The organism is Enhygromyxa salina (assembly GCF_002994615.1).
Lineage (GTDB): Bacteria > Myxococcota_A > Polyangia > Nannocystales > Nannocystaceae > Plesiocystis > Plesiocystis salina_A.
The window spans coordinates 23,303-49,896 of the sequence record NZ_PVNK01000033.1 but is presented as its reverse complement, the minus strand read 5'-3'; the positions used below and the strand labels follow the sequence as shown (position 1 = coordinate 49,896).

Here is a 26,594-nt window from a genome sequence, read left to right as displayed (position 1 = left end):
GGGGTCAGCGAGCGCGCAAGACGGTGGTGGGATCGAGGATACCGAGGACTCGACGCCACAGCGGCGCCGACAGGGGTAGCTCACCGCGGAGCCCGGCGAGGCCCTTGCGCCAGACCTTCGCGTCGAACTCGGGGCGCTCGGCGATCGGCACGCTGGGGTCGCCCATCGCGGCGGCGACGTGCATGGAGGTCAGGCTGGCGAGGCTCGGGGCGCGGGCGTGGACGCGGCGGGAGAAGGCCTCGCGGGTCTCGCCGTAGCGGCGCGTGAGCCCGGCGTCGGCGAGCAGATCGATCGCGGCGCGGTAGCCGACGCGGGGCAGGTGCTTCTGGGCGGCGTGGCGGGGGACCACGCGTCGCCAGATCTTGGCGGCGTAGAGGAGCACGAGCGCGATCAGCAGGACGAACAAGAAGCCGAACGTGACGTCGCGGCCGAAGTTGCGCTGCTCGATCGGGTCTTCGCCAGCCTCGCCCTCCTCGTCGGTCTCGTTGCGGGCCATCTCGCCGAGGAGCTCGGCGAGGTCGTCGTCGACCGGGGTGCCGGGCGGGTCGAGGTTTTGCTCGGCCGCGATGTCGAGGATGACCCAGCCAATGCCCTCGAGGTAGAGCTCCGGCCACGCGTGGGCGTCGCCGCCGCGGATCACGATCGTCGAGCCGCGGCGCTGATCCTCGGTCACGTGGTAGCCGGTCCCGACGCGGGCGGGGATCCCGAGGCTGCGCCACATGTACACGGCGGCGTGGGCAAAGTGGACGCAGTAGCCGATCCGGTTGCCGAACAGGAAATCGCCAGTCGGCTCGGCGACGCCTGCGTGGCGCTCGGAGGTCGAGTAGGTCAGCTCGCGATCCATCCACAGCTTGATCGCGAGGGCGCGCATGAAGGGGTCGTCGCCGTATTGCTCGGGGAGCTCCTCGATCAGCTCGTTGGCGAGCTCGCGGTAGCGGGGGTCGTCGGGCAGCGTGGTGTAGAACTGCCACTGGGCGTCGGTCCAGGATGGATCGCCGGGCGCGTGGCCCATGAGCTGCTCGAGCTCGTAGTCGGGGGCGAGCGAGACGGAGCTGTAGGCGCGCAAGAAGCGTTGGGGGTTGGGGTTCGCCTCGGGCTTCATCGAGATCGCCGACTCGAGCGCGAAGGGCTGGGCGTGCTTGGCCAGGAGCACGACGTCGGCGTGGACGGTGGTGTGGAGGGCCTCGGGCGGGACCTCGGGCACGTTGAGCGGCCGAGAGGGGAACCGGCGGATGATGTCGCGGTCGACGTCGGGCCGGACCGGCGCGACGAGGCGCGAGCCGTTGAAGTGTGACCACGCGTCCTGGCGAAAGTAGAAGGCCTGGGTTGGGGGGCTGTAGTCGTCGCCGAGCAGGACCACGGCCATCGGCGCGGGCTTGGTGCCCTCGGACGGCTGCTGGTCGAGGTTGGGCTGCTGGTCTTGCTGGCCCTGACCGCCGCCTTGTTGCTGCTGCTGCTGCTGGTCTTGCTGGCCCTGGCCGCCGCCTTGTTGTTGCTGCTGGTCTTGCTGGTCCTGGCCCTGGCCGCCGCCTTGTTGTTGCTGCTGGTCTTGCTGGTCCTGGCCCTGGCCGCCCTGTTGCTGTTGCTGCTGCTGGTCTTGCTGCTGGCCCTGGCCACCGCCTTGTTGCTGCTGCTGTTGCTGCTGACCGCCGCCTTGGCCCCCGTCTTGGTTGTCCTGCGGATTCTTGGGCTGCTGGCCCTCACTCTGGTCCTTGCTGTCTTGGCCGCCGGGGCCGTTGCCCTTGTCCTCGCTGGGTTTGGGCGGATCGCCGATCTGCGACTCGGTCAGCCCGAGGTCGCTGTTGGCTTCGGGGGTGGGCAGACCCTCGACCTGCAGCAGCAACATCGCGAGCAGCACGATCACGCCGAGCCCGCCGAGCGAGGCCAGCGTCACGCGGCGCTCGGACTCGGCGATCAGCAAGCTGGCGAGGACCACGACCGAGATCGCGCCAATCGTCAGGAGCACGTCGGCGGGGTCGTAGCCGTGCTGCCAGGCCCAGTCGGACAGCCACAGCGGCCGGGCGATCACGCCCTCGCGGTGGCTGGCGAACATCGAGGCCACGCTCGCGCCGACGACCGCGAGCTCGATCCCGATCAGCGCCTTGTGGCGGGCCGCGATGACCCTCGAGGTCCCGGTCACGGCCAGCGCGAGGACGAAGAAGCGCAGGACCGAGCTCAGGCCCAGGGCCGCGCCGGGCCCGATCGCGGCCGGGATCACCCGGACCTCGGTCACGAAGTCGGCGAACCACCAGCCCAGGCCCGAGAGCGCGAGGATCCCGATGACCAGCGCGATCAGCCGGGTCTTGGTGCGCGCGAGCAGCTCGCCCACGGCCACGCCCGCGACGGCGCCGAGCATCGCCGCGCTCAGGCCCGAAGAGGTTGCGATGCCCCAGGCGAGCGCGAGCGCGGCCATGGCCATGGCGACGGCGCGGATCGGGTGCCGGGTCGCGCGGAGCCAGCCGAACAGCCGCTCGGCGAAGGTCCGCGGCGGCTTGACCGGGCGCCCGGCGCTCTCGGTCTCGAGGCGCTCGAGCTCTTGTTGCAGTTCGCGTCGACCCATTCGCTCGGCTCTCGTGCTTGGTCAGGCGGCGCGCTGTTTGTCGAGCGCGTGGAGGTGGCCGCCGGCGAACATCCGACCGGCGGCGCGGTCGACGACGATCACGCGCCCGGCGTTGGACAGCACGCGCACGACCTCGGCGACTTGCTGTGTGGTGACGGGGGCGGTCGAGCCCGGCGGGATCTCGGGCGCGTGTTCGCGGATTGCGAGGCGCGCCAGCCACTTGCGCTTGGGCGGCGGGATGATGCCGTCGGTCCCGACCACGAACTCGATCCGACCGCCGCGGCTGCCGACGTGCTTGCACTGCTCGGCCACGTTGTCGAGCCACGGGCCCGGGCGGCCGGGGACGAACACGACCGCGCGCCCGATGCTGCCCTTGCCGCGGCGCTGCAAGAACGCGCCGAGGCCCTTGCCGCCGACCGGATCGGCGACGTCGGCCGAGCGCGCGAGCACGTCGACGGCTTGATCTTTGCGGGTCGCGTCGTCGTTGCTGCCGTCGGCGCCCAGGACCCACTCGCTGCCGAGCGCGCCGAGCTCGACGGCGAGGCGGGCGGCGCCTGCGGCCGGCTCGTCTCCGCTGCCCGCGACCACGTAGGCGCAGGTCTGGCGGATCGGGCTCAGGGCGCGCTCGGGCGCGCGCACGACCAGCTGGCGGGTCCGCGCGAAGACCTTCCAGAGCACGAAGCGGATCGGGTCGCCGGGCGTGTAGGCGCGCAGATCGTAGAGCTCGCCCTCTTGGGGGCCCTCGGGGTGCGAGATGTCCTCGCCGCCGGCCATCCCGCGGATCACGTCGACGCGTTTGAGCTGGCCGACCGAGGGCACGAAGCGGACCTTGCGTCGCTCGGTCAGGCGCAGGCAGATCTGGGTGAGCCCGAAGATGTCGCCGACCTCGAGCTCGCGGACGACGACGGCGACCTGGCCGCGGCGCGAGGCGATGACCTCTTCGCGGAGGCGACCGCGCTTGGGCGCGATCCGAACCTGGGCCTCGGGCGTGATCCAGCGCCAGCTGATCGACACGAAGGGCAGGGCGCGCAGGCGCGGGAGCCAAAAGCCAGTTGGAACCGGGTAGCCGCACTCGACGTCGAGCGAGCCCTCGCTGGCGTCCTTGGCCTGGCCGCGCTTGCGGTGGTGCAGCCACAAGATCAGGGCGCCCGCGGTGGTCGCGAGCAGCCCGAAGGCCGCGACCCCGAGCCCGACCGCGCCGATGACCAGGAGCACGAGATCGATCCGCCCAAAGCCGTACTCGACCAGCGCGTAGCCGCAGCCGAGCCCGACCAGCAAGCCCAGCGGCGTGATCGGGAAGGGGCCGAGCGCGCGGGTCATGCCGCGCTTGACGGCGGCCCAAGCCCGGCTGAGCTTGGTGTTGCGGCGACGCGGGGGAGCTTGCGCGGGGCGGGACACAGGGGGGCCGAAGTCGGGTCCGAGGCTAGCAGGCTGGGTTCGGATCCACCACAAGCGGGTTTGGGGACCCGCGGACAGCCCTCGTCCATACCGCAGATGGATCGCCGCGCCCCCGTACACGTCTGGGCGGTCGAAACATTCCAGGCTTTTCTCCGCGCGCGAGCTTCGGGCGCGCCGCGGCCTCGGCTGTCGAGTTCGGCTGCTGCTCGCGCGCACAGACGCGGCCGGCTCGTCGGTGCGTGATAGGCTCGCGCGGTGACGACCTCGCCACGGGCTGCCGTGACCTCGGTGTTTGTCTGTGTCGGCCTGAGCGCGCTGTGCTTCTCGAGCGCGCCGCCCCAGGTCGCCCACGCGACCCCGACCGAGTCGCTTCAGAACCCGCTGACCCTCGACTTCATGTGCTCGGGCTGCCACGAGTACGAGAACAACGCGCTGGCGATCGACCTCCCGCCCCACGCCCCGGCGGCCTACTTTGGCACCCTGATGGCCAACGCCGCCCGCGACCCGGTGTTTTGGGCCGGGGTCGCGCTGGCCTCGGACGACTACCCGGGCGAGACCGAGGACTGTGTACGCTGTCACTCGCCGCGGGCCTTCCTCGAGGGCCGCGGCGACGCGATCGCCGTCGACGAGCTGCTCCCGCCCGATCTCGACAGCGTCAGCTGCGAGGTCTGCCATCGGGCGATCGACGACGGCGAGACCCCGCCCGGCAACGCCCGCTATGTCCTCGACGACGTGCTCGTCGACGGGCAGCCGCCGCGGCGCGGCCCGTGGGACTACAGCGATCCAAACGGCCCGGAGCTGCCGCCGCATCCGATCATTCAGGATCTCGACTTCTTGCCCAGCTCGCGCATGTGCGGGACCTGCCACGACGTCTCGACCGGGCGCGGTCGCGTCGATGACCAGGGCGCGTCGATGGGCGTGCCCTTCAACGAGCAGCGGACCTACAGCGAGTGGCTCGGCAGCGCCTACGCCCAGCCCGGTGACGACGCCCGGACCTGCCAGGACTGCCACATGGCCACGGTCGAGGTGCCCGCGGCCGGCTGCCTCGAGTACGAGAACCTCAGCCACCACGACGACGGCAGCGCCCGGCGGCACCTGATCCTCGGCGCCAACAAGCAGGCCCTGCAGGTCATCGCCGACAACTCGCCCGGCGCCAAGGCCAACGCGATCGACGTCGCGATCAGTTTGTACGACGACTTCCTGGCCACCGCCGCGACCCTCGACGTCGAGTTCCCTGCCGCCGTCGACCTCGCGGTGGGCGTCGACGCGCTGGCCGTGCGCGTGACCAACGAGACCGGTCACAAGCTGCCCTCGGGCTACTCCGAGGGCCGCGTCATGTGGCTCGAGGTCACGGCGAGCTACGCCGGCGAGCTCGTGTGGTCATCGGGGCTGTGGGACGGCGAGAGCATCGAGAGCGACGACCAGCTCCGGACCTACGAGGGCGTGGCCGAGCGCTGGAGCGACGGGACCCGCAACCATCTGCTGCTCAACGACCACTGGGTGCTCGACACCCGGATCCCGGCCAAGGGCGCGGTCCAAAACCTCGAGACCGATCCGGTCGGCGATCGCTACACGCTGCTGCCTGACGACACCTGGCCCAACTACGACGATCACAGCTACAGCTTCGCGCCGGCCTCGGTCGTCGACGTGACCCCCGACGACGCCAGCGACGACGAGCTCGAGCTCTCGGTCCGGCTGCTCTACCTGATCAACACCCCGAGCTACCTCGATCAACTGCGCGACGACAACGACGTCAACGACGCAGGCCAGGCCGTCCACGACATGTACATGGACGACGGCGGCCCCCAGCCCGTGGTCCTGGGCGCGGCCACGGTCACCGTGCCTCTGACCGGGCTCGAGCAGCCGGAGCCTGGGGATGGTGACGGCGATCCGGGCGACGGCGACGGCGACGGCGACCCGGGAGACGGCGACTCTGGTGACAGTGAGGGCGGCAGCGACTCGGGGGCCACGACCGACGCGACCAGCACGGACAGCGCTGGCGGCAGCGAGGAGGGCTCCGGGTGCAGCTGCTCGACCCGCGACAGCGGCCCGCCGCTGAGCGTCGGCTTGCTGTCGCTGGTGTTGCTCGGGCTCCGGCGCCGTCGCAGTAGGGGGTGAGCGCGGGGTCATCGTGAAAACCCCCGCATGACCGCATGCGAGCCAAAGGTGTGCCGGTTGTGCGCGAGACCACAGCTGTCGAGGCACGAACTCAATCTGCGTCGTTTGCGCTTGGCTTTCGCGGCGCGCGATCCGACAATCGACACGATGCGACGCTTCGTTCTTCGGCTACTCACGAGTGCGACGGTTGTCGCGTTCACGCTCTCACTGGTGCCTCTCGATGTGTTGGCCGCGCCGCCAGATGTATCGGCCGCGCCGCCAGACGCCGCGCCCGAGCTGAGGACCGCGCCGTCACTGGCCGACTCCCCTGCGTTCGACCCGCCTACGCCGGATGCCCCCGCTCCCGCGCCGACCCTGGCCCCGAACGACCGAACGACCGCCGGGTGGCAGCTGATGCTCGGGGAGCAGGTCGACGTCCAGCGCGTGGACGGTATCTTTGTCTATGGCCAGTTGCAGAGCGTCGACGACACGTCGGTCGTGATCCTTGGGAGCGACGGGATCGCGCGTCAGGTCGCTCGGGAGGAGGTTCACAGCGTGGCGATGCTCAACGGCGGAGAAGCGCCGAAGCCCGGTCCGGAAGTGAAGTCATCCGAGATCGGAAAGCGGCCGATCCTCAATCGGGCGGAGTACGAACAAGGCAAGGCGGTGATGACTGCTGGCGTGTTCCTCCTCGGGATTGGGTTCATCACCGGGCTTGTTGGGGCCGGGGTCGCGCTGGGCGAGTCGGACGCGCTCTACCTGGCTTTTGTCAGCGTGCCCGGTGCCGTAGTCTCGTTCGCTATCGGTCTGCCGTTGCTCAGCAAAGGCATCAACATGAGGAAGAGCGCGCTCGGCTCAGTGGTGCGGCGTGGGCCGACGCTGCTGGTTCACGATCGCCGCGGAAAGCCACGCCTCGTGCTTGGGCCGGGGGGCGGACCGTCGCCGTTCGGGGGCGGGATCGCGCTTCGGTTTTAGAATGCGGGCGTCCGGCAGTCAGGGGCAATGTTCACGCACTTCATCATCAGCGAAGAGTAGAGAAATGCCACGTATCGCCAAGAAGATCCCCAAGTCGCCGAAGAGCCGCGCTGCCGTGGAGCGGCTGGACCTCCGCTTCAAGTCGCTGACGGAGGTCCCCGAGGAGCTCACCGAGCTCGTGAACCTCGAGGAGCTCGACCTCGGGTCGAACCAGCTCCGCGAGCTCCCGGCCGCCTTCAAATCTCTGAGCAAGCTGAAGGTGCTGACCTTGAACAGCAACCGCTTCGAGTCCATCCCGGCGGTGCTCGCCGAGCTGCCCGCGCTCGAGCGCCTGCACCTCATGTCGGGACCGCTGGGGCAGGTCACCGCGGAGATCCCGACGATCGTCAACCTCAACACCCTCGAGATCACCTGGAGCTCCGAAGGCCCGCTCCCCGACAGCCTGGGGGCGCTGGTCAACCTCGAGGTCCTGCTGGTGAAGTCGACGGAGGCGATCGCGCTACCGGCAACGGTCTTGCAGCTCGTCCGCTTGAAGGAGCTTCAGCTTGCGGCTCCGATCACCGCGCTCCCCGAGGGGCTCGGGGCCCTGACCGAGCTCCACATCCTCAATTGCGCCGAGTCGGCTCTGACCACGGTTCCGGCGGATCTGGTCCGGTGCACGAAGCTCCGCTACCTCAACCTGAGCAACTCCGCGGTCGAGGACATCCCTGACGCCTTCATGGATTGCCAGAAGCTGACAATCTATCTTCAGGGTACGAAGGTGGCCAAAGAGCGCAAGGAGGAACTGGCGAAGGCCAAGGGGTTGTCGATCATCGCCTAGCAGCCCGGGGTGCAATGCCTCGCGCCGCCTCGCTTGGCCTTTTCGCCGAGGGCTTTGTCGCCAAAACTTGCAGTACGCCCGGTACAGCGGCGTTTTGGCTTCGCGCCCTCGGCGCAAATTCCGGCGCGAGGCGACACGAGGCATTGCTTGGCCTTTTCGCCGAGGGCTTTGTCGCCAAAACTTGCAGTATGCCCGGTACAGCGGCGTTTTGGCTTCGCGCCCTTGGCGCAAATTCCGGCGCGAGGCGACACGAGGCATTGCACCACGGGCTGCTAGGGTCTTCGACGGGGTGCGAAGAACCGTAATGATGGCGCGGACTTGGCACGCATCCCGTTGGAATTGTTTGGGTTTCTCGTGCCGTTTGGTGCCGTGGGGTTCCGGGGTGGGGAGCGGGTAGGTGCAGGGTCACAGCACACTCGCAGCACTCCGCCCCATGCCAACAAGGGTGAGACAGCTGAGGAGCCCCACGTCGACCGACTTCGAACTCGGACGGTCCTGACCTCCTCGATGCTCACAGTGAGGCCGACCAAAGTGGGCTCCCGCACCGGCTCGCAGGGAGCAAAAGCCCTCGCGCCCTGCGCCGCTCAGTGGGAGAATGAGTCTGTCAGAGCGGTGCCTGGTTGTCGCTCGTCACGCACGCTCCTCCACCGAGCACCCCGCCCTCCTCAAAATGGATCGGCATGGAGGATCCGTACCAACTCAAGGGATTACTCGGTTGCAGCTGAACGTGCAGGTGAGCGCCGCAGCTACCAACAGTGCGACAACCGCACACGTTAGACCCGCTTGGGTTGAGATGAGATGAGCGCTCATGTACTGTAGAGGTACCCCCGACCGAAATGGAACACGTTATCGGCGGCGCTAGCCACGCGGGACATGACGTTCATCGTGTCTTGTTCCCAGGTAGACGCATTTTGCGCCACGGAACTCACAACGCGTGTGCACGAAGAGCTCGTCGACGCAGGAGCTCTCACTGGTTTTGGTTAAGCCGCAGCCTCGTCGTCGCGCCTGATAGTGTTGAGTTCGTCTGCTAGCCGTGCGAGCGCGACCTTGCGGTACTCCTGACTTCGACGACTACGCAAGTTCGAGAACAACCCCGCGAGCCAGTTGCCACTGACCTGCCCGTGCCCCGACTCGTTGGCGATGAAGCGCACGTGGCTGAGCTGATCCTCAAGGCTTGTGGGAAGTTGGAAGCGCTTCGTCGTGAGTGACCTAGCTAGCTCGCGCGAGAGCAATTCTGCGGCTGGCGGGCTGATCGGCTCAAGTCGAGCGACAAGCGCTTCGAGCTCAGACTGCGCATGAGCGAGGTCCTGGCGCCTGTACGCACGCAGGATCTTGGTCGTGAACGAGCCGCGCCGGGCCTCGGGGAGGATGTCGACGACTGCGCGAGTGAGTGCAGTCAAGCAAGGTTGGATGACGGCGTCGGCGCCCAGATGAATTTGCAGGGCCTTGACCACTCCTGGACTGCGGTCCGTGACCACGAGCAGCTTGCGGTCTCGAGGCAGATTTCGCTCGATCAGGGTCTCTAATAGACGACCGAAGGCGGAACGGCCGACCTCACTCACACGGCGAAACATGAGCTGCTTCTTGAAGTCGTTGACAGTGATGCCCGCGGCGACGATGACGAACTCGTCGCCCTGTCGCTCGCTCCCGAGCCACAGCGCAACCAGGTCAGCCATACCTTCGTGGGTCCCCACTAAGCGTCGACACTGCCGCCTGAGGCGGACTAGGCGGCCCTTGATGGCGTCTTGACTCAGACTGTGGTCGCAGGCTAGCGCCGCGTAGATATCCTCTCGATCGAGCTTTTGCATCTCAAGCTCCATCCCCCGAACCCACAGGTCACGATCGATGGCACCGAGTGAATCGACAAAGGCTTGCAGCGAAAGGCGCTGACCCTGACGGGTCGTCCCGGTCATTGGCGTCGCGTGGGGCTCCCCGCGCAGTGCTCGCTCGCTCTCGTAACGCTCCTCCCACCGCTTCTGCCGCCCCCTGCGACGGTCGAACTCGTAGGCCTCGTGCCTAAGGATCTGCTTGAACCAGGCCTCGAACGAGCCGGAAGCGCTCCAGGTCAAGATCGCCTCATAGACGATCGACCAGGTCGCGGACAGGGCCTCGTCGTAGGAGCCTGCCTTGCGATCTGCGAAGCTCGCCAACCGGCGACCGTGAACGATCGTCGCCGCGTGCAAAGCCTCGCGGCGTGCGCGATCCGCGGCCAGGAGGATGACCTCAAGCGAGGCCAAGTGATTTGTCTGCGCAAGTCGTAATGCCGCAGACAGATTGCGCTTCAACACGCGCTCGATCTCGTCGAGATAATCGCCATCTTCCCCGCTGGAACGCAGTTCTCCCAACAAAATCCGTGCCCGCTCAACATGCGCTCGCGCCCTCTCGACGGCGGTGATGAGATCATGCTCTGACAACTCCATGCGACCCGTCGAGTCTACACCCAGCCCGTGTCCCGTGCTAGCCAGGCACCAAACTACCGATCAACCCGAAATTTTATTGGTGAGAATCGGCGCTATGTCGTCGCAGATCTCGACTGCCGTCCGTCATATCCAAGGGCGACTCCGCCACGTGCGAGCTGATCCACGCTCCTGGAGGATGCCAACATGAATGACGAACGAACGACCAACGCAGCGACGCTTCCTCGTGCTGGCCAATCGAGCTTGGATACTCTCAAGCCCGGGACGACCATCGATCACTTTGTCGTTATCTCCACAATCGGTGAAGGGGGAATGGGAGTCGTGTTCTTGGCCCGCGACACACAGCTCAATCGCAACGTAGCGATCAAGATGCTCCACGGGGATCTCGACCATGCGTCGCGTTCGAAGATCCTTGAGGAGGCCCAGACGCTCGCACAATTCAACCATCCGAATATTGTTTCGGTCTACGAGGTCGGTACTTGGAAGGGCCGGGTCTGGATTGCGATGGAGTTCATCGAGGGCCAGACCATGAGCCAGTGGCTGCAGGAGACCGAGCGATCCTGGCGCGAGGTCGTCGACGTGTTTAAACAGGCGATCGATGGGCTGATCGCGGCTCACGTCCGCGGGATCTTACACCGTGACTTCAAGCCATCCAACGTGATGATCGGGCGCGACCGAGTCCGCGTGCTCGACTTTGGCCTAGCGCGGGCACGGGACGCGGACGAACTCGCCAGCGACACGGGCAATCGCCAACCCGGCGGCAATCGGGGTTCCACTCGGCCTGTCGGAACCCCGGGGTACATGGCCCCGGAACTGTCCCTAGGCTTCTCCGGCGACGAGCGCTCCGACCAGTACTCCGTCTGCGTCGCTCTGTGGCGCGCGCTCTACGGGATTATGCCCTTGTCCGCCGACACCTACGTCGACGTCGGCACGGCAACTACAACTATGGCGATCGCGCCCCCGCCCTCGCGTGTGTCCGTCCCCCGGTGGCTCGGAAAGGTCGTCCTGCGTGGCCTGGCAAAGGTGCCTGATCACCGCCATGCGAGCCTGCGCGAGTTATCTGCGGCGCTCGACAACGACCCACGTCCGCGGCGTTGGCTCCTTGGCGCCGGTGTGCTGTTCGCGTTCGTCGCTGGCGCGCTCACCATCGAGAAACGGGCGGCCCACGCCGAGGCCGCCGCCGCCTGCGAGGCCGAGGCCGCCGCGATCGACGAAAGCTGGAATGAGGCCATTGAGCGGAGTCTATCCGAGTCGATCCTCTCCAGCGAGGTCATCTACGCGAGTGAGACCGTGGAGACCATGGTCACCAACGCGCGTGAGTTCAGCACCCACTGGAGGCGCGCGACTGAGGCGACGTGCCGTGCCGAGTCTATCGATGAAACGTGGGATGCCGACCTTGCGACCCGGGCTCGAGACTGCCTGGCAGAGCAACGACTGACCTTCGACTCATTCGTGAAGATCTACACCAAGCTGGGTGCAGAGCCCGGGACCGTCCGCGGAGCAGGTCAGACGTTTCAACGCCTACCCGATGTGTCGCTGTGCCAGGACGAGGCGAAATTGCTCGCACGACCGATGACCACGGAGGACGAGTGGGATGAGATCCTCGCCATCCGAACGGAGTTGGGCCGGGCCGCGGCCTTGCGGGCAGCGGGCCACTACGCCGAAGCGCTTGAGATCACCGAGCAGGTCGAGCCAGAAGCCAACGCGCTGGGCTGGCTGCCGCTGCAGGCGGAGACACTGTACTTGCTCGGAAGCCTGCACGCGCAGATGGGCAACTACGAATTCGCGGAGAAACACCTCGAGGCCGCCTACTTCGCCGCCCTCTCGTCGAACGCCGACGACGTCGCGGTCATCTCGACTCACGCGCTTGCCCACGCCATCGGGGTCAGTGGTGCGCGGACCAAGGAAACCCTGCACTGGCACAACGCTGGCGTCGCGCTCCTAGACCGGGCCCAGACACCGGCGGACGATATCCGCCGTCTTCAGCTCCACAGCGTGCTCGGGGTCATCCACGGTCGCAACCAGGACAATCAAAAGGCAATCGAAATTTTTACAGAGGTCCTTGAGGCCACGGAGCGGCGAGTTGGTCCGACCCACCCCGAGGTCGCTGAGTCGCTACTTCATCTTGGCCGGGCCTACGCTCAAAGCGGCGACCTAACCCGCGCGATCGAGCTTAAGACCCGCGGGCTGAAGATATTCGAAGACGCATTCGGATCTGCCCACCCCGATGTCGCGCGCTACGTCACCTCTCTCGCAGGCGACTACGAGTCGGCGGGCGATTATCCGCGGGCCCTCGCGATGCACGAGCAGGCACTGACCGTGTTCGAGGCCAACCTCGGCCCCGTCCACCCCGCCGTCGCTTCAACCCTAAGCAGTATCGGTGCCACGCTCCGCAAGATGGGCAAGTACGCGAGGGCCATCGAGGTGACCGAGCGGGCCCTCGAGATTGGGACGGAAGTCTACGGGCCCGACCACCCTGCGGTAGCAAACACCCGCTACAGCCTCGGCATCATCCACGCTCGCGCTCACGAATACGATCGCGCCATCAGCTTGATCAACCAGGCCATCGAGACCTGGGAAGCTCACCTTGAGGCCGACAACCCGACGGTCGCCGCGGGTCACTCGGCGCTGTGCATCATCCACGAGGACGTCGGTGCCGACGAACTCGCGCTCAAGCACTGCGCGCGCGCGCTTGAGATCGCCGAGAGCAAGCACGGGCCGACCCACCCCGAGGTCGGCTTCCCGCTGCTGCCGCTTTCCGAGATTCAGCGCAAGCGAGGTGACCTGAACGAGGCTCAAGGCTCGATCGATCGCGCGCTGGAGATCTGGGCGGCCTCTCCGGGTACCGAGCACCCGCAGTACGGTCGCGGCCTGCTGGTTCGTGCGGAGATCGAGCTTGAACGCGAGGCCTGGGATGCCTCCCTGGCGACTTGTGAACAGGCTCAGTCGATTTTTGCCGTTTCAGGGAATGATGATCCCGGCAATCTCGCGGCTGCGCTTATGTGTGTCGGTCGAGCGAAGGGAGAACTCGGTTCGCCCGAACTCGCACGGGAGTCGCTGCAGCGCGCGCTAGACTTGCTCACAAACGCGGACGACCCCCTCACTCTCGCCACCTGTCGCTTCCTGCTCGCGCAGACGCTCGTCGAGCTGCCGGGACACGAGGCTAGGGCCCGCAAGCTCGCCACGCAGGCCCGCGACGGCTATCGCGAACACAAAGACCCGCGCGAGGCCGACGTTGGACGATGGCTGCGAGGTCGGAGCCAGCAACGCTGACCCGCCACCCCCGCTCAGTCGAGCCAGCCTCCAGGGTCAAACACGCTTCCGCGGGCGCCGTCGGTGACCAACCGCGAGCAGGAGAACCACGATCCCCATGGACGCGTCCGTGGACCCACCCCGCCTGGGCGCACAGCCATCGGCCGAGCAGCTCTTCCACACCACACAGGGCACGGGCATGTCGGCGACCACGGCCAACGCGGAAAAGACGCAGTGCGAGGGGTCCAGTCGGACCCCTCGCACCATTGAGGTATGCGCCCAGCATTCGCTACTGGACGTCGAGTTCGAAGGCCGCGAGGACCGTCCCGCCCGGTTCGTCTTTGACGAGCCCAGACTTCGTGCCGGAGGTCCACTTCGGCGTGCAGGAGAACTGCGCGATGTCCGTGTCTGTGTCCAGGATCATGAGCTCGTCGCAGTCTGCGATCCAAGCGGCGAGCGTGTTCGGCAGACACGAGCCGTGGACGGTGAAGACCTGGTTTTGGTTCAGGCTCGCCGTCAGCGGGCTGACGGAGTCGACCGTGGGCGTGCACGGCTCAGGCTCGATCACCGGGTCGTCCACTTGCCCGTCCGCGCAGGGCCAGGGGTCGCTGGTTCCCGTCGCCGCTTGGAATTGTTCCCACAGGCCGCGCGCTTGGTTGTTCGCGCCCGGGAGGGTCTTGATAATGTCGGGGCCGTGGCTGTTGCCGTTGCCGTTGCCGTGGCCGTGCGCGTGGCCGTTGCCCGGATGTTCGCGGATCTCGACCAGCGAGTAGCATCCGTCCTCGATGCCGGTGACGTTGAAGCCGAACATGTTGATGCCGCGAGTTGGCCACCACTTGGCGACGGTGCCCGTGACATCGGCGACACTCGTGCGCTCGTGAACGCTCAAGGAGCCGGGCGCGCCGACACACTGCCTTCCGAACTCTGCGATCTCGAACCGACCATCGGGGAAGTAGTCGAAGTATTCTTTCAGCCGCGTGTAGTTTTTGGAGTCGTAGCCGGTATCGCTGATATACGCGTCGTAGCCAAACACATCCCCCCCCGGGCCCATGACGTCGTGGACGATGTGGGATAGTTGGTCCGAGCCCGGCGTGTATGGTGTCCATCCAGTGTGTGGGCTCTGAACGTCGACGAACTTCAGGCCAACACGGACGTGGCCGTCGGCGGCGTCGCGGGCCGTGTCGAGAGCCCGTCGCGCAGTCCAGGACAGGGCTTCGGCGCGCGCGACCTTCCAGTTCGCGCCGCCGCCCCACTCGGCCTCGGAACCAGGAATGTCTTCGGGGTCGGTGTTCGGGTCATAGCCGAACTCGTTGCCGACATAGATGACCGCGAGTTTGTCCGCGCGACCAGTCTCGACGAGGTGAGCGATCACCGGCTGCTGGAAACCCTGGAAGATCACGTCGTAGGGGCACTGAACACCGTCGGTCCACTCGTCCGCGCAGGGCTTCATGGGCGCGAAGTAGGACTTGTTGGACCACTGACTGGCTGCGGCCCAGTCGACTTGTGGCCATTGCTTGTTCAGGACGTGGGGTGTGATGTAGTGGAACGGAAGCAGCAAGTGGACCGCGATGCCCTCGGCGAACAGCGCGTCGAGGCGCTGGTCGAGGGCCTCGACGCTCGCCACGGGATCCTCCGCGTACTCCAGCGCAGTGAACTCGGTCTGGATGGCAAGCTGGGCCCGCCCTGCCGGTCCCTCGAAGCAAGTCGACGCGTTGGGCGAGTTGAGCACCATCTGCTTGATGGTTCGCGCTTTTTGAGTGACCTGCTCTGGGCTGTCTTCCGCCGTGAACACGTGGATGCCGACGTGAAAGACCTCGTCGCCCATGTGGGGCTCGAGGACATCGGCGCCGCGGAGGGTTTGGTCGTTTGCGTCGGGGGTGCAGGCGGCCAAGAGCGGGACGAGCCCCATGGCCGACAGGAGGTTGGTTTTGCTGTTGTGTTTGGTTCGGTCGAACATCGGAGGCTCCTTGTCGGGGAGGCTGAGTTGCCTCAGTCTGTAGACGCGGATGCCCCCAAGAGTGGGACGAGTTAATGTCCTCGGGGTCCAAACGAGACGAGTGGACCCCTCGTCATTGTTTTGGGACCGTCGTAGCGACGTCCACGCGGCGGACTTGCCCTTCGAGGTGACGGACTGCGGCCGAGACCTGCGACGACTTAATAGCCCTTGCAGATGCGGTAGTTGTGGATCGCCCCGACACACAAGCCCGTGAGAGGGACTCCCGCGACCACGGCGCCGACAGCGATCGGGATGGCGAACCCACCACCGGACAGGATGAGTGCCAGGAGCGTCCCGCCACAAGCTGCCCCGACCAAAGTCGCCTCCCAGCCGCACCCGCGGAACTGGTCCTGGGCCATGACCGGGGTCAACTCAACCTCCCCGCTGTTCAGGAAAGCCTCGATGTCGCTGCCCGCGAGGTGGGTCTGGATGATCTGGGCGTTGGCCTCGACCTCGTCCTGGTTGACGACCACCAAGAACGGGCCTTCATCGGTCTCGACGAACTCGTACTCGATGCTGTTCTCGTAGGTCCCTTCGTCGGTCTCAAGCCTCAGGTCCACGAACAGACCGTCGTCTAGCGGGCCGAATTTCATGGAGTAGACCATGTCATCGGACTCGAAGGTGTGGAGCGAGGCGTGACCGTCGTCCACGATCTCGTTCGTATTGATGACTTTGTTGCGTTCGGTCTCCTCGATGCTGTCGACGTCATCGAGGTGTTCGACAGTACAGGCACTGAGAGCCAGACAGGCACAGGCGAAGAGACGGAGCACGGTAGATGCGGTTTTGTCGGTGTTCATTTGTCTTCCGATCTCCCCAGCTCGGTGGCTGGGTAGTAACTACCGACGACTAATCGATTGAATCTGAGACAACTTATCGGTGCTCACTCGCAGCGATCGACGACGAGGTCAAGCTCGGGTTACCAAGGGGATCCCGTTGACGGTCGTCCCGATCGGGCCGGCATCGATCGGCGCGTGCGCATCGCCATGTTGGCCGGTGGCGCCGACCTCGACTGACGTGCGCGTGCGGCCGCACAGTCAGTCCTCCACGGAATCACCCCACGCGCCAGCTCGCCAGGTACGCATCGGGCAGCCACGCTTTGAACCCGCCATCGAGCGGCGCGAGCATCGAACGGCGGTACATGATCGGCGAGCTCGTGGGCATCGTCGTCGGCAGGCTGGGCACCAGCTCGATGGCTGCGTCGAGCTCACGCAGGAGTTCGTCGGCCTCGATCGCTGGGGGGTCGTCCGGGGCCTGGCCATGCCGCTCGAACTGTCGCCAGGCCTGCGGGTGCTCGCGCTCGAACGCGCCGTGAAGTTTGGGGGTGTCCTCGAGCAGGCCATGGAGAAATGCGAGCCTGAGATCGTGCACCCGAGTCTGCGCCAACCACGGGAGCATGTCGGCCATGATCAAGAGGATGTCGAGCGATGGGCCGTCAGCTTCGGTTTGCTCGCAGACAGCGTCCATGACAGCAAGAGTGAACCCTTCGACGCCCATCAGGTGTTGAAGGGAGTAGACGGGAAGCTGCGGCAGCTGACGCACTCGAGCCCAGTGCTGCACGAGCCAGTTGGCAACTTTGCGAAACAGTGCGTCGGCATCCGAGCCGGCGGCCGTGCGGAGCTCGCTGAGCAGCGTGTACAGCATCGGACAATCGGGGTCGTCGAGTTTGACCTCCCACAGATCGAAGCCGGACAAGATTAGGCGGCGGAACAGGACGGGGCGCGCGCTAGGGACTGACGTCATCCACGTCGAGAGCTCACGAACGACGCACCGGTGAAGTGCGGACTTGTGGACCCGTAACAGCGCCGTGCGCAACAAACGATCGAGCGCGATCAGCGACGTACGATCGGGGGTCGCGGGCAAGCAGGCTGCAAGCAGTTGGCTGACTCGCGCTCGGACCCACCGCGGTGCGGGTGGAGGGCACGGCGTCGGAGACAGCCCGCGTGCCGAAGTGAGGAGCTCACGCATGCGCACATAGGCGAGCTCACTCGGCGGTCGCACGAACGCCCCCAGCGCCGTCCCATCAAGCTCGATCAGAGAGCCCACGAGACGGGCGGGGCAGCCTGGTGCCAGGCCGTCGACCCAGGCATCGACTTCGGTCTCGCGCGATAGGAGCTCGGCGAAGTTCGGCAGGTCCCAAGCCTGCGCGATCTGGGCCGTGGACATTTTCTCGACGAGTTCGGTGATATTCGGGAGCGCTTGGGGCCCGCGCTCGAGCAGTAGGCGAAGCTGGGTCAATAGCGAGGCTTGAGTCGAGACTTGGCACAGATCAGCGAACAGCTCGGCGAACTCGGCGGCGAGCCACCGGAGCAGGTTCGAGTCAAGCGCGTCGAGCAGTTTGGGGTCTGCGCAGACGACCTCAACGAGACGGCCAACAACCCGTCGTTGCTGGGTCTCGTCGAACTGGGGCAGCTCGCGGGCGAGGCCGTTGAGGAGCACGTATACGAACTGAGTGGGCGTTCCGTGGGACAAGACGGCGTCGAGCAACGCCTCGAGGAGCTCGGGAGACATGGCTCCGGCGCGGCTGAGGCTGTCGGCGAGTGGGTCCGAGTCGCCGCTGACGTGGGCCTCGACCACGCGCGCGACGAGGGTACAGACATGCGGGTCGAGGTTGAGCGTTCCGCGTCGGTATTGGCGGCGGCGGAGGAGTTGGGCCAGGTCTCGAGCCTCGTTTCGAGTGATGCGGCCGGCCAACTCGGGCAGCGTCGCCTCAAGCGGAAGGCCACGACGGTCGTGGCCGAGCGTAGCGATGATAGCGTCGGCGACAGCCACAACTCGATCGCGCGTTTGGTCGCCGTGGTCGAGCCAAGCGTAGTCGCCCTCGGCCAGCATCCACAGGATGTCGAGGCATTGGCCGCGGGTCAGCTTGGTGAGGACCGCTTCGTCGGTGAGCTCCTCGCTCGACAGGTTCAGGGCGAGAATCTGCTCACGGCGGCTCGTGTCGTAGCGCAGGCTTGGTCCGATCAGTTGCTCGAATTCACGGAAGTTCGGCATGTTGCCGGCATGCTTGCGTAGCGCGAGCAAAGCTCGCTCGACCCTGCGCGGAACATCAAGGGCGCCGCGGACGGGTGCGATGTCGAGACCCTCGCCCGCGTCAGACCCAGTCGCGCGGACGAAGCCCTCGAGCCGATGGACATCGAGCGCGAGCGCGAGCATCCGTCGCGCGATCTTCCCGCGTGCACCAGAGGACGCAGATGTCGTCAAGAAGTGGGGCAGCAGCGCGACGATCGCCGTGAACTCTGCGTCGGACTGTCCGGCCCGTAGCCGCGCGACAATCTGATCGATAAGCTTGGGGTCTGGCGGGTCGACCTGAAAAATATGAGCGAGCAGCGCGTAGGCCGCGATCTCGACGCAGCTTAGGACGTAACTGGGGATGCCGGACTTTGGGTTGGGGACCCGACAAACGAACCCGGCCCGCTCAAGTTGGATAAAGTGGTGATGCTGCTGGGTGGTGAACCGCGACGGTAACGGCCCGCGCATCGACAACGGGCTCTGGGATAAGAAGTCGCCGAGCGCAATCATGGCGTGTTGGGTATCGGCGTCGGCGCGTACGAACCAGTCGGCGAGCGCGTCGCCGAGGTGAAGGTAGCGAAGTTCGTGATCACGGATCGCGCGCTGCAGGCCGGGCCACCGAACCAAGCGCATGAAGGGCTCGACGAGGCGCGTGAGGTCTGCGTCGGGGTAAAGGCGGGTGAACTCCTCGTCCGTGAACGCGCCGAGTTCGTAGACCTCAACGGGGGCGTCCGCGTCAAACAGCAGCGAGCAGTCCTCGCGCGTGAGTAGCCTGCGTACCGTGTCGGGGTTGGCGGCGACGACCACGTGACAACGTGCGTCGGCGACGGTCGCGGTGTGATTGAGGGTTTGAGTCAGCCGCGCGTCAGGTTCGGTCGCGTCGACGAGGATGAGGACCGGGGCCAGTGCTCCGCGGGCCTCGAGGTAGGCGACGAGGATATCGCTCGCAGTCGAGGGGGGAGGCTCGAACATGGCGGTGACGACGCCAGCCGTGTCGTCATCGACAAGGAACGCGGGGCCCATATGCGCGTCGAGCAGATCGACGAGGACTTGAGTCTTGCCGCACTGGGGCGGCGAGGTCACGACTGTGACCGAGCGTGTCCGCGTCGATATCCTGGATTGGATCGCAGCGACGACGGTGCGCGGATGGAGACACGGGCGAGCGACAGACTCGAGCTTGGTACGGGCGATCTGGGTAGCGACCTGATCGCGATATTCGGCCGATACCGCGAGGAGTCGGCGCGTGTACTCTTTGTGAATCTCTTCGTCGAAGCTGGGCCCGGCGAGCGCGAGCCCGTCGATGCTGTCGACTGGGACGATGTCACCGTCACGCCACGTGTAGATCTCCGACGCCTCGCCGTTGGTCAGGATACCGAATGACGCCAGGGGCCGGACAGTGCCCATGTAGCTGCCGAGTTGGTCACGGTCTTCAGCCTCTAGCGCATGCCCAGGTCGCTTGGCCTCAACGACCGCGATGACGCGGTCGTTGCGGCTGCGATCGATGATGAAGAAGTCCGCGCGACCCGTGGCTGCGTTCTTCTCTTGCGTGCTGTCGATCGTGTACAACTTGGTACCGAGTCGAAGTTGCAGATGGCTCTCGACCTTGATCTCGGTGTTGGGTCCCGCGAACATCCTCCGCAGCGTTGGAAGCAGGATGTCGGCCACCATCTGGGCCTCGTTGGTCTGCCAGCGGAACCGACGCTCGAGCGCGTCACGTATCGCAGGTCGTGGTGCCATGGCCCCGGTCATCGAGGCGAATCCTACAACGGGCTCGGCGAGTGGCGCGGCTTGGCCAGGCCTGGGTTGTCGGCCTGGATCTCCGGAGTTGGGAGAGTGCGCCCGATCCGCCACCGCCGAGCCGGAGCCTGATGACACGGCCCAGCGGTTTGTTAAGCGGGTTCGACACCCCGGCGACCACGCGAACTGTCACCGCTCACTTGTCGCCCCGCGCGGGCTGTCCGACCATGTCGAGGTGACGACCGCCCACTTGCACCTCACGAACGATCGGCGCGAGCTGGCACTACGCATCGGCGACAAGCCCGAGAACCGCAGACCCTTCGGTCAGGCCGCGGTTGACGAGCTGTCCGAGCTCACGCGGCGCTACGACCGGGCCGTGAAATTGCGCGAGGCTGCCGAGTTCGTCGCCATCGGCCGGCAGCTGGCGACCTGGCTCGAGGGGAGCCAAGGCTGGGTCAGCGATCTCCGCGAGCTGTCCGCACCGCTGATCTTCGAGATCGCCACACCCAAGCAGGTCGAGCCTCGGGATCGCGTACTGCTCGACGCCCCCTGGGAGCTGCTCCACGACGAGAACGACTTTTGGGCTCGAGACATCAGCGTTGGCTACACACCGTTGCGTCGTGTCGGCAAGATCGGTGAGATCGTCGGCCCTCGTGAGGGCGCGTTCTCGGTGCTGTTCATGGCGGCCTCGCCCGCGGGCGTCTCCGAGTTGGACTTCGAGCACGAGGAAGCTCTCATTCTCGACGCGACGGAGAAGCTGGGGATCGACCTGTTCGTCGAGGAAACAGGGACGGCTGCGGAGCTGAGTTTACAGGCCGCGCGCTTGGGTTCCGACGACGCACATGCCCTCCATGTCGTTCACATCAGCTGTCACGGGCACAACTCGCCGGAGCCGGTCCTTGCGCTCGAAGATGAGACCGGCGCGCTGGAGAGGACCTCCGCCAGGCAGCTGTTCGACGCGTTGGGGGCCATGGCCCGCAACCTTGCCCTGCTATTCGTCTCGGCTTGCTCGACTGCGGCCGGCGGCGGGTTTACTCGCGACCAGGACTCGGTAGCACTGGCCCTCGCGCGCGCGGGCTTCCCGGCCGTGTTGGGCTGGGCGGCACCGGTAGGTGACTACGCCGCGACGACGTTCGCGTCCAAGCTCTACGAACGACTCGCCCTCGGCGATCCGCTCGAGGAGGCCGTGGTCCGAGCGCGCTTGGTGCTGCTCGCTCGGCGGATCCCCAATCCCGATTGGCACCTCGCGCGGCTTTTCCTCGGCCCCGCTGGCGGCGGTCAACTTGCCCGGCCCAGGGGTGCTCGCCGCAAGCAACTACCGATCCACAGCGGCTTTTTGGCTGGTGACCGCCGGCTTCCCGTCGCCGGGCCGGAAGTGTTCGTCGGACGACGCACACTCTTGCAGCGTTGTGTCCGACAATTGCGAAGCCCAGACCACGCTGGCGTGCTCCTGCACGGGCCCGGCAACATCGGCAAGTCGAGCCTCGCGGCGCGCGTCGTCGATCGCATGTGCCATCACGACACCGTGGTGGTGCACGGCAGGTTCGACGGCAGGAATCTGATCGAGACGATTCACGACTCACTTGGGACGCGCGTGGAGAGCTGGTACCGCGAGTGGTCGCTACGGGTCGAAGACGAACTCGATGCCGCGTTGCGGGATCTACTCGATGGCGTGCTCGGAGAGGCCGGCGGCGCGCGACCAATGCTGCTGGTTCTCGACGACTTCGAGCAACTGCTCGAGCGCAGGCCCGGCGCTCTACATGTCGTTCAGGCCTCGGTAGTGGCGACCATGTCCGCGATCCTGCATGCGTTTCGACACGCCACGACGCGCTCGCGGTTGCTGTTGACGAGTCGCTACAGGTTCACGCTGCTCGACCGCTCGGGACGGGAGTTGACCTCCGCGCTGGCGACGGTGCCGCTGACTGCATTCACACGGAGTGACGCGATCAAGCGATGCCGTCGCGAGCCCCGTCTGGTGACGGACGATGACTTGCGCCTGCGTTGCGCAGCCTCGTGTCGAGGCAATCCGGCGGTGTTGGCTCTGCTGCTCAAGCGAGCGGGAATTGATCCGAGTGGATGCAAGCGAGTGCTCGAAGAGATCGAAGGGCTCCACGAGCACGACCCGAACGATGAGGAACTCGCAGACCTGCTCGGTGACATCGCCATCAACGATCTTCTCGACTCGCTCGCCGAAGGTGACCGAGAGTTGCTTCGGCGCGCCCTGGTGTTCCAGATCCCGTTGCCGCTCACGGCGGCGGCCATACTTGCGAGCGCGGGCGAGGCCTGCAATGGGGACGGCGAGCGCCTGATCGCTTGGGGTGTTTGGGAGGAACTCGCCGACATCGGAGACGGTGGGCGGGCCTTCGTCGTTACGAACTGCGTGCGAGCCGTTGCCATACGCGGGCTCGACGATGAGCAGCTCAAGCTCCAGCCGGAGACAGCCAGGAGCCTCGTCGCGTTGCTGGCACGGCACTGGGCTCCAGTTCGGAACCACGTTGGCGACCCAGCCAAGATGCGCGCTGGATACGAGCTGGTCGAGCTCGCGTCGAAGACCTCGAATTGGGATGTGGCCTCATCCTTTGGCCAACTGGCACTTGCGTGGGTGGCCCGCTCCCGTCCAGTTCAGGTCGCACGAAGCTATGCCCGCGATCTCGTGCAACGCCTTGAAGCCGCCGACGCTCCGCCCAACCCCCTCCTCTACGAGATCGCAGCGCGGATCCACCAGCTTGGTGATGATGGCGAATTCCATCATCACTGTTTGGTAGCTGCCCTCTCGGCCTTGGAAAACACCGCCCAGTACTCTCGCGACGATCACAGCCGAGCCAACTACAACCTGGCCATGTCGATGGCTCGACGCGGGAGGGTCCAAGAAGCAGAGGTTTGTCTGCGAAAGGCCCTCAAGCTGCTCGAAGGCAGCCAGAGCGAACGCGACCGAGCAATAATTACCGGCAGGCTTGGAGACATACTCGTGATCCAGGGACGCTTCGCCGAAGCTTTGACCATTCGCGAGGAGATTGAGCTACCGATATATCTGCGATCGGGAGATCTGCGCTCATGGGCACTCACCAAAGTCAACATCGCAGATATCTTGGAGCGACAAGGTCAACCTGACGCAGCTATACGAATTCTCAAATCGGAAGCATTGCCTACCCTGAAACGCCTTCGCTGCGTGCGCGAGGCCGCCATTTGCATGGGGAAACTCGCCATGATTTTGACCAAGCGCGGGGACATGAGGTCAGCTGATCATGTCTGGAGGATGCAGATCGAGACATTCGAGCGGCTGGGGGATCTTCGCGAAGTTGCAATTGCGTGGGGCATGATTGCCGACACACACCGCGAGATGGAACAACTCGACGAGGCTCTGCACATCCATCGCAGCAAACAGCTGCCGATCGCCGAACGTACCGGCGATCTCAGCATGAAGGCCGGTGTCATGGGGCGGATTGCGCACGTACTCCGAGCCAAGGGAGATCTGAGTGGAGCCCTTCAGATTCGACTCGAGCAAGAAATTCCAGCATACGAGACCCTTGGCGACGAGCGTGAGCGAGCGATCGCTCTTCACAATGTGGCTCAGATCTACCGTGATCAGGGAGATTTCGACGAGGCGCTCCGCGTCCTCGACAGCCTCTTGCCCATATACGACCGACTCCGAACTCCGGCGGGTCGAGCGGGCACGATGAGCGAAATTGCAGATATTCTACAACATCGAGGCGACCGAGACGAGGCGTTGAAGATGTATCTGGAGGAGATCATACCCACATATCAAAAGCTGAAGTATGCACGAGACGAAGCCATCGCACATGGTCGCGTGGGGAACATCTATCAGAAGACCGACAAACTCGACGAAGCACTTAGTGTCCTGAGTCCGTAGCAAGCAAAAAAAGTAGAAAACTGGGAATTTTGCATGCTATGGTGCGTTCAGCGGCCATGCAGACCAAGAAACGCATGGGCCGCCCGCCTTGCCCCGTTGAGCCAACGCAAAGGCCGCACTGTCTCTCAGCAACTCGTCACTCGCGCGAAGATCATCCTACTTTGCGCGGAGGGCAAAGCCACCAGCGAAGTCGCTGCCGAAGTCGGCGTCACACCGACCACGGTTTCCAAGTGGCGCAAGCGGTTCTCGCAGTTGGGGGTCGCTGGACTCGGTGACCTCACTCGTCCGAAGACGAGCCGCAAGCTCTCCGATGAGAAGGTCGAGGAGATCATTCGGACAACGATCGAGACCACTCCTCCAGGGCAGACCCATTGGAGCACGCGCCAGATGGCCAAGAAAGCGGGGGTCTGTCAGTCGAGCGTGTCTCGGATCTGGAGGGCCTTCGGCCTCAAGCCCCATCGGGTCGAGACCTTCCGTCTCAGCACCGACGACTTCTTCATCGAGAAGGTCCGCGATGTCGTTGGGCTCTACATGAGCCCGCCCGATAACGCCTTGGTGCTGTGCGTCGACGAGAAATCTCAAATTCAGGCACTGGAGCGGGGCCAGCCGGTGCTCCCGATGCTCATGGGTCACCCCAAGCAAAAGACGCCGCAGTATCTCCGGCATGGAACGACGACTCTCTTCGCCGCTCTGAACGTCGCCACCGGCGAAGTTATTGGGGAGTGTCACCCTCGGCATCGAGCCATCGAGTTCCGAAAATTTCTCAACACCATCAACAAGGCTGTGCCCAAGGACCTCGAGGTCCACATCGTCCTCGACAACTACGGCACGCACAGCGCTCCGATCATCAAGCGCTGGCTAGCGAAGCATCCTCGCTTCCACTTCCACTTTACGCCTACCTACAGCTCGTGGCTCAACCAGGTCGAGCGATGGTTTGCGCTGCTGACGGAGCGAGCGCTCCGTCAGGGCGTCCACTGCAGCACACGCGAACTCAAGCAGGCAATCATGGAGTACCTCGACGCCCACAACGCGGACCCCAAGGCCTTCATCTGGCACAAGACCGCTGACCAAATCATCGCCTCTGTCGCCCGCCGATGTCAGCGCGTACTCGACGTCTTTGGTTCCGTTTGACTTTTCTTGCTTGCTACGGACTCAGAACATTAGTATTCGTCTTGAGAAAGAAATCCCGATCTACGAACGCTTGAACATGAAGGCGTTCCTGGCAGTAGCCAAGGGGCACGTCGCTGACATTCATAAACAACGGGGCGACCTCGGCGAGGCGCTTCGGATATGCAAGGATGAGCAGCTACCCCTTCTTGAAGAGGTCGGTGATCCGCTCGAGATCGCACAGGCCAAGGGACAGCTCGCCTTGATCTTGGGTGCACAAGGCCACATCGAAGACGCTATCGAGTTGTTCCGACATGAGTGCCTTCCGATTCTCGAGCATCGTGACGACCGGCTATCGCTTGTCTTCGCTCGAGCCAACCTTGCTGGCCTCCTCAAGCGTCGTGACTCGCCAGACCAGGACGAGCCCGAAATCGTGCGTTTGTATTCGACGGCGTTACGGGACGCTCGGACGCTTGGCATTCCCGAAGCCGAGATGCTCGCAGATGCACTTCGTCGACTCGGTCACGACCCCGACGCCTGATGAGGCGCTGGGGGGGCTGGGCGACTGCGGGGTCGGGCCGCAGAGTGCCGCGTGACGAAGTGCGTCACCGGAAGACGTGAGCTCTTCGCCATGATGGCCGGCGAGTATGACGCCGAGCTCGACTGGCTCAACAAGCTCGCCGACGCTCTCGACGTCGATGTCACCGAGCTGTTCGCCGACCCCGATCGCAAGCAGGACTGACCGTCAGCGGTTGGCAGTGGCGTAGACGTAGAGGTTGCCGAGCATGGCGTAGGCGCTGCTCGGTCTCCGGCAGGCCGCGGATCATCGCGGCGAGATCGTCGGCGTGGTCGAAGTCGTCGACCATGAGCTGCGAGACCGTGAGGCCGAGACCGCATCGACGTCATTGTGCCCTCGCCGACCACCGACTGGCCAGACGGAACGCCACCACTTACTCGGACACTGGTCGACTCGCGCGCATCCAGCCGCGGATCCCAGGCGTCGTCGACACTTGCCACCAACTCGGCTTTGGTCATGAACTTAGTCGCTGCGCTGCGGGAAGACTTGGTGAGTGGTGATGGCCTCGGGTGCACGCGGGTGCGGGTAGCAGACCGCTCGCTACTCGTGAGCCCGAGTTTCGGTGGTCGGTGCGCAGCCGGTGACCCCCGAACTCGGCGCGATGCTGGTTGCGGTTCCCGCAGACCCGCGACCTACGCCGCGCATCACGGTATCGGGCTCGTGTTGCCTGACAGCTGGGCTGGGCGAGATCAAACCCTCGAGGAACGCGGTCAGCCAGCTGGGCACTACCTCGGGGTTGCTCTTTTGGCCACTCAGTGCGTTGTTCTCGCCGGCCCGT

Annotated in this window: 14 protein-coding genes; 8 read left to right on the top strand and 6 right to left on the bottom strand. The window is 65.4% G+C overall.

Annotation, left to right across the window (positions count from 1 at the left end):
* Positions 1–4: 4 nt before the first annotated feature.
* Both ENSA5_RS03325 and ENSA5_RS35530 read right to left on the bottom strand, forming a co-directional pair.
* The gene (locus ENSA5_RS03325; RefSeq protein ID WP_106390095.1) at positions 5–2,560 is read right to left on the bottom strand and encodes a transglutaminase-like domain-containing protein; all 2,556 of its coding nucleotides are present in this window, start codon (positions 2,558–2,560) and stop codon (positions 5–7) included.
* Between the two features lie 21 nt (positions 2,561–2,581).
* Positions 2,582–3,958 carry a DUF58 domain-containing protein gene (locus ENSA5_RS35530; RefSeq protein ID WP_146155275.1) on the bottom strand — a complete coding sequence of 459 codons (1,377 nt, stop codon included), beginning with the start codon at positions 3,956–3,958 and terminating at the stop codon, positions 2,582–2,584.
* A 255-nt stretch (positions 3,959–4,213) separates the two neighbouring features.
* Between ENSA5_RS35530 and ENSA5_RS03315 the strand changes: the two genes are divergently transcribed.
* The 3 genes from ENSA5_RS03315 (at position 4,214) to ENSA5_RS03305 (ending at position 7,850) form a co-directional block, all read left to right on the top strand.
* Positions 4,214–6,076 carry a multiheme c-type cytochrome gene (locus ENSA5_RS03315; RefSeq protein ID WP_146155274.1) on the top strand — a complete coding sequence of 621 codons (1,863 nt, stop codon included), beginning with the start codon at positions 4,214–4,216 and terminating at the stop codon, positions 6,074–6,076.
* 27 nt (positions 6,077–6,103) lie between these two features.
* Positions 6,104–7,030 (top strand): hypothetical protein, encoded by a 927-nt coding sequence (locus ENSA5_RS03310; protein WP_181197323.1) that lies wholly within the window; start codon positions 6,104–6,106, stop codon positions 7,028–7,030.
* 64 nt (positions 7,031–7,094) lie between these two features.
* Complete coding sequence (locus ENSA5_RS03305) at positions 7,095–7,850, top strand: leucine-rich repeat domain-containing protein (protein ID WP_181197322.1); 756 nt, start codon at positions 7,095–7,097, stop codon at positions 7,848–7,850.
* A 980-nt stretch (positions 7,851–8,830) separates the two neighbouring features.
* Here the strand turns inward: ENSA5_RS03305 and ENSA5_RS03300 are convergent.
* On the bottom strand, positions 8,831–10,270 hold the full coding sequence (locus ENSA5_RS03300; protein ID WP_106390090.1) for a transposase: 1,440 nt from the start codon (positions 10,268–10,270) through the stop codon (positions 8,831–8,833).
* Between the two features lie 183 nt (positions 10,271–10,453).
* Between ENSA5_RS03300 and ENSA5_RS03295 the strand changes: the two genes are divergently transcribed.
* The gene (locus ENSA5_RS03295; protein WP_106390089.1) at positions 10,454–13,540 is read left to right on the top strand and encodes a tetratricopeptide repeat protein; all 3,087 of its coding nucleotides are present in this window, start codon (positions 10,454–10,456) and stop codon (positions 13,538–13,540) included.
* A 268-nt stretch (positions 13,541–13,808) separates the two neighbouring features.
* Here ENSA5_RS03295 and ENSA5_RS03290 read toward each other — a convergent pair whose 3' ends face one another.
* The 3 genes from ENSA5_RS03290 to ENSA5_RS03280 all read right to left on the bottom strand — a co-directional run bounded on the left by ENSA5_RS03290 (position 13,809) and on the right by ENSA5_RS03280 (position 20,273).
* Positions 13,809–15,476 carry a hypothetical protein gene (locus ENSA5_RS03290; protein ID WP_106390088.1) on the bottom strand — a complete coding sequence of 556 codons (1,668 nt, stop codon included), beginning with the start codon at positions 15,474–15,476 and terminating at the stop codon, positions 13,809–13,811.
* A gap of 197 nt (positions 15,477–15,673) precedes the next feature.
* Positions 15,674–16,312 (bottom strand): hypothetical protein, encoded by a 639-nt coding sequence (locus ENSA5_RS03285; protein WP_106390087.1) that lies wholly within the window; start codon positions 16,310–16,312, stop codon positions 15,674–15,676.
* Between the two features lie 253 nt (positions 16,313–16,565).
* Complete coding sequence (locus ENSA5_RS03280; RefSeq protein WP_106390086.1) at positions 16,566–20,273, bottom strand: type I restriction enzyme HsdR N-terminal domain-containing protein; 3,708 nt, start codon at positions 20,271–20,273, stop codon at positions 16,566–16,568.
* Between the two features lie 223 nt (positions 20,274–20,496).
* Between ENSA5_RS03280 and ENSA5_RS35525 the strand changes: the two genes are divergently transcribed.
* The 4 genes from ENSA5_RS35525 (at position 20,497) to ENSA5_RS36940 (ending at position 25,981) form a co-directional block, all read left to right on the top strand.
* Positions 20,497–24,132: a CHAT domain-containing protein gene (locus ENSA5_RS35525; RefSeq protein WP_181197321.1), complete on the top strand. Its 3,636-nt coding sequence runs from the start codon at positions 20,497–20,499 to the stop codon at positions 24,130–24,132.
* A 33-nt stretch (positions 24,133–24,165) separates the two neighbouring features.
* Positions 24,166–25,263, top strand: a complete 1,098-nt coding sequence (locus ENSA5_RS03260; protein ID WP_106390084.1) for an IS630 family transposase — start codon at positions 24,166–24,168, stop codon at positions 25,261–25,263.
* 76 nt (positions 25,264–25,339) lie between these two features.
* A complete protein-coding gene (locus tag ENSA5_RS35520; protein WP_146155271.1) occupies positions 25,340–25,780 on the top strand; it encodes a hypothetical protein in 441 nt (146 codons plus the stop codon).
* 51 nt (positions 25,781–25,831) lie between these two features.
* A complete protein-coding gene (locus ENSA5_RS36940) occupies positions 25,832–25,981 on the top strand; it encodes a hypothetical protein (RefSeq protein ID WP_181197319.1) in 150 nt (49 codons plus the stop codon).
* Positions 25,982–26,594 lie beyond the last annotated feature (613 nt).

Coding starts and splice junctions, on each gene's coding strand:
- ENSA5_RS03325 (WP_106390095.1), bottom strand. CDS start 2,560: ATGGGTCGACGCGAACTGCAACAAGAGCTCGAGCGCCTCGAGACCGAG.
- ENSA5_RS03310 (WP_181197323.1), top strand. CDS start 6,104: ATGACCGCATGCGAGCCAAAGGTGTGCCGGTTGTGCGCGAGACCACAG.
- ENSA5_RS03305 (WP_181197322.1), top strand. CDS start 7,095: ATGCCACGTATCGCCAAGAAGATCCCCAAGTCGCCGAAGAGCCGCGCT.
- ENSA5_RS03300 (WP_106390090.1), bottom strand. CDS start 10,270: ATGGAGTTGTCAGAGCATGATCTCATCACCGCCGTCGAGAGGGCGCGA.
- ENSA5_RS03295 (WP_106390089.1), top strand. CDS start 10,454: ATGAATGACGAACGAACGACCAACGCAGCGACGCTTCCTCGTGCTGGC.
- ENSA5_RS03290 (WP_106390088.1), bottom strand. CDS start 15,476: ATGTTCGACCGAACCAAACACAACAGCAAAACCAACCTCCTGTCGGCC.
- ENSA5_RS03285 (WP_106390087.1), bottom strand. CDS start 16,312: ATGAACACCGACAAAACCGCATCTACCGTGCTCCGTCTCTTCGCCTGT.
- ENSA5_RS03280 (WP_106390086.1), bottom strand. CDS start 20,273: ATGACCGGGGCCATGGCACCACGACCTGCGATACGTGACGCGCTCGAG.
- ENSA5_RS03260 (WP_106390084.1), top strand. CDS start 24,166: ATGCTATGGTGCGTTCAGCGGCCATGCAGACCAAGAAACGCATGGGCC.
- ENSA5_RS35520 (WP_146155271.1), top strand. CDS start 25,340: ATGAAGGCGTTCCTGGCAGTAGCCAAGGGGCACGTCGCTGACATTCAT.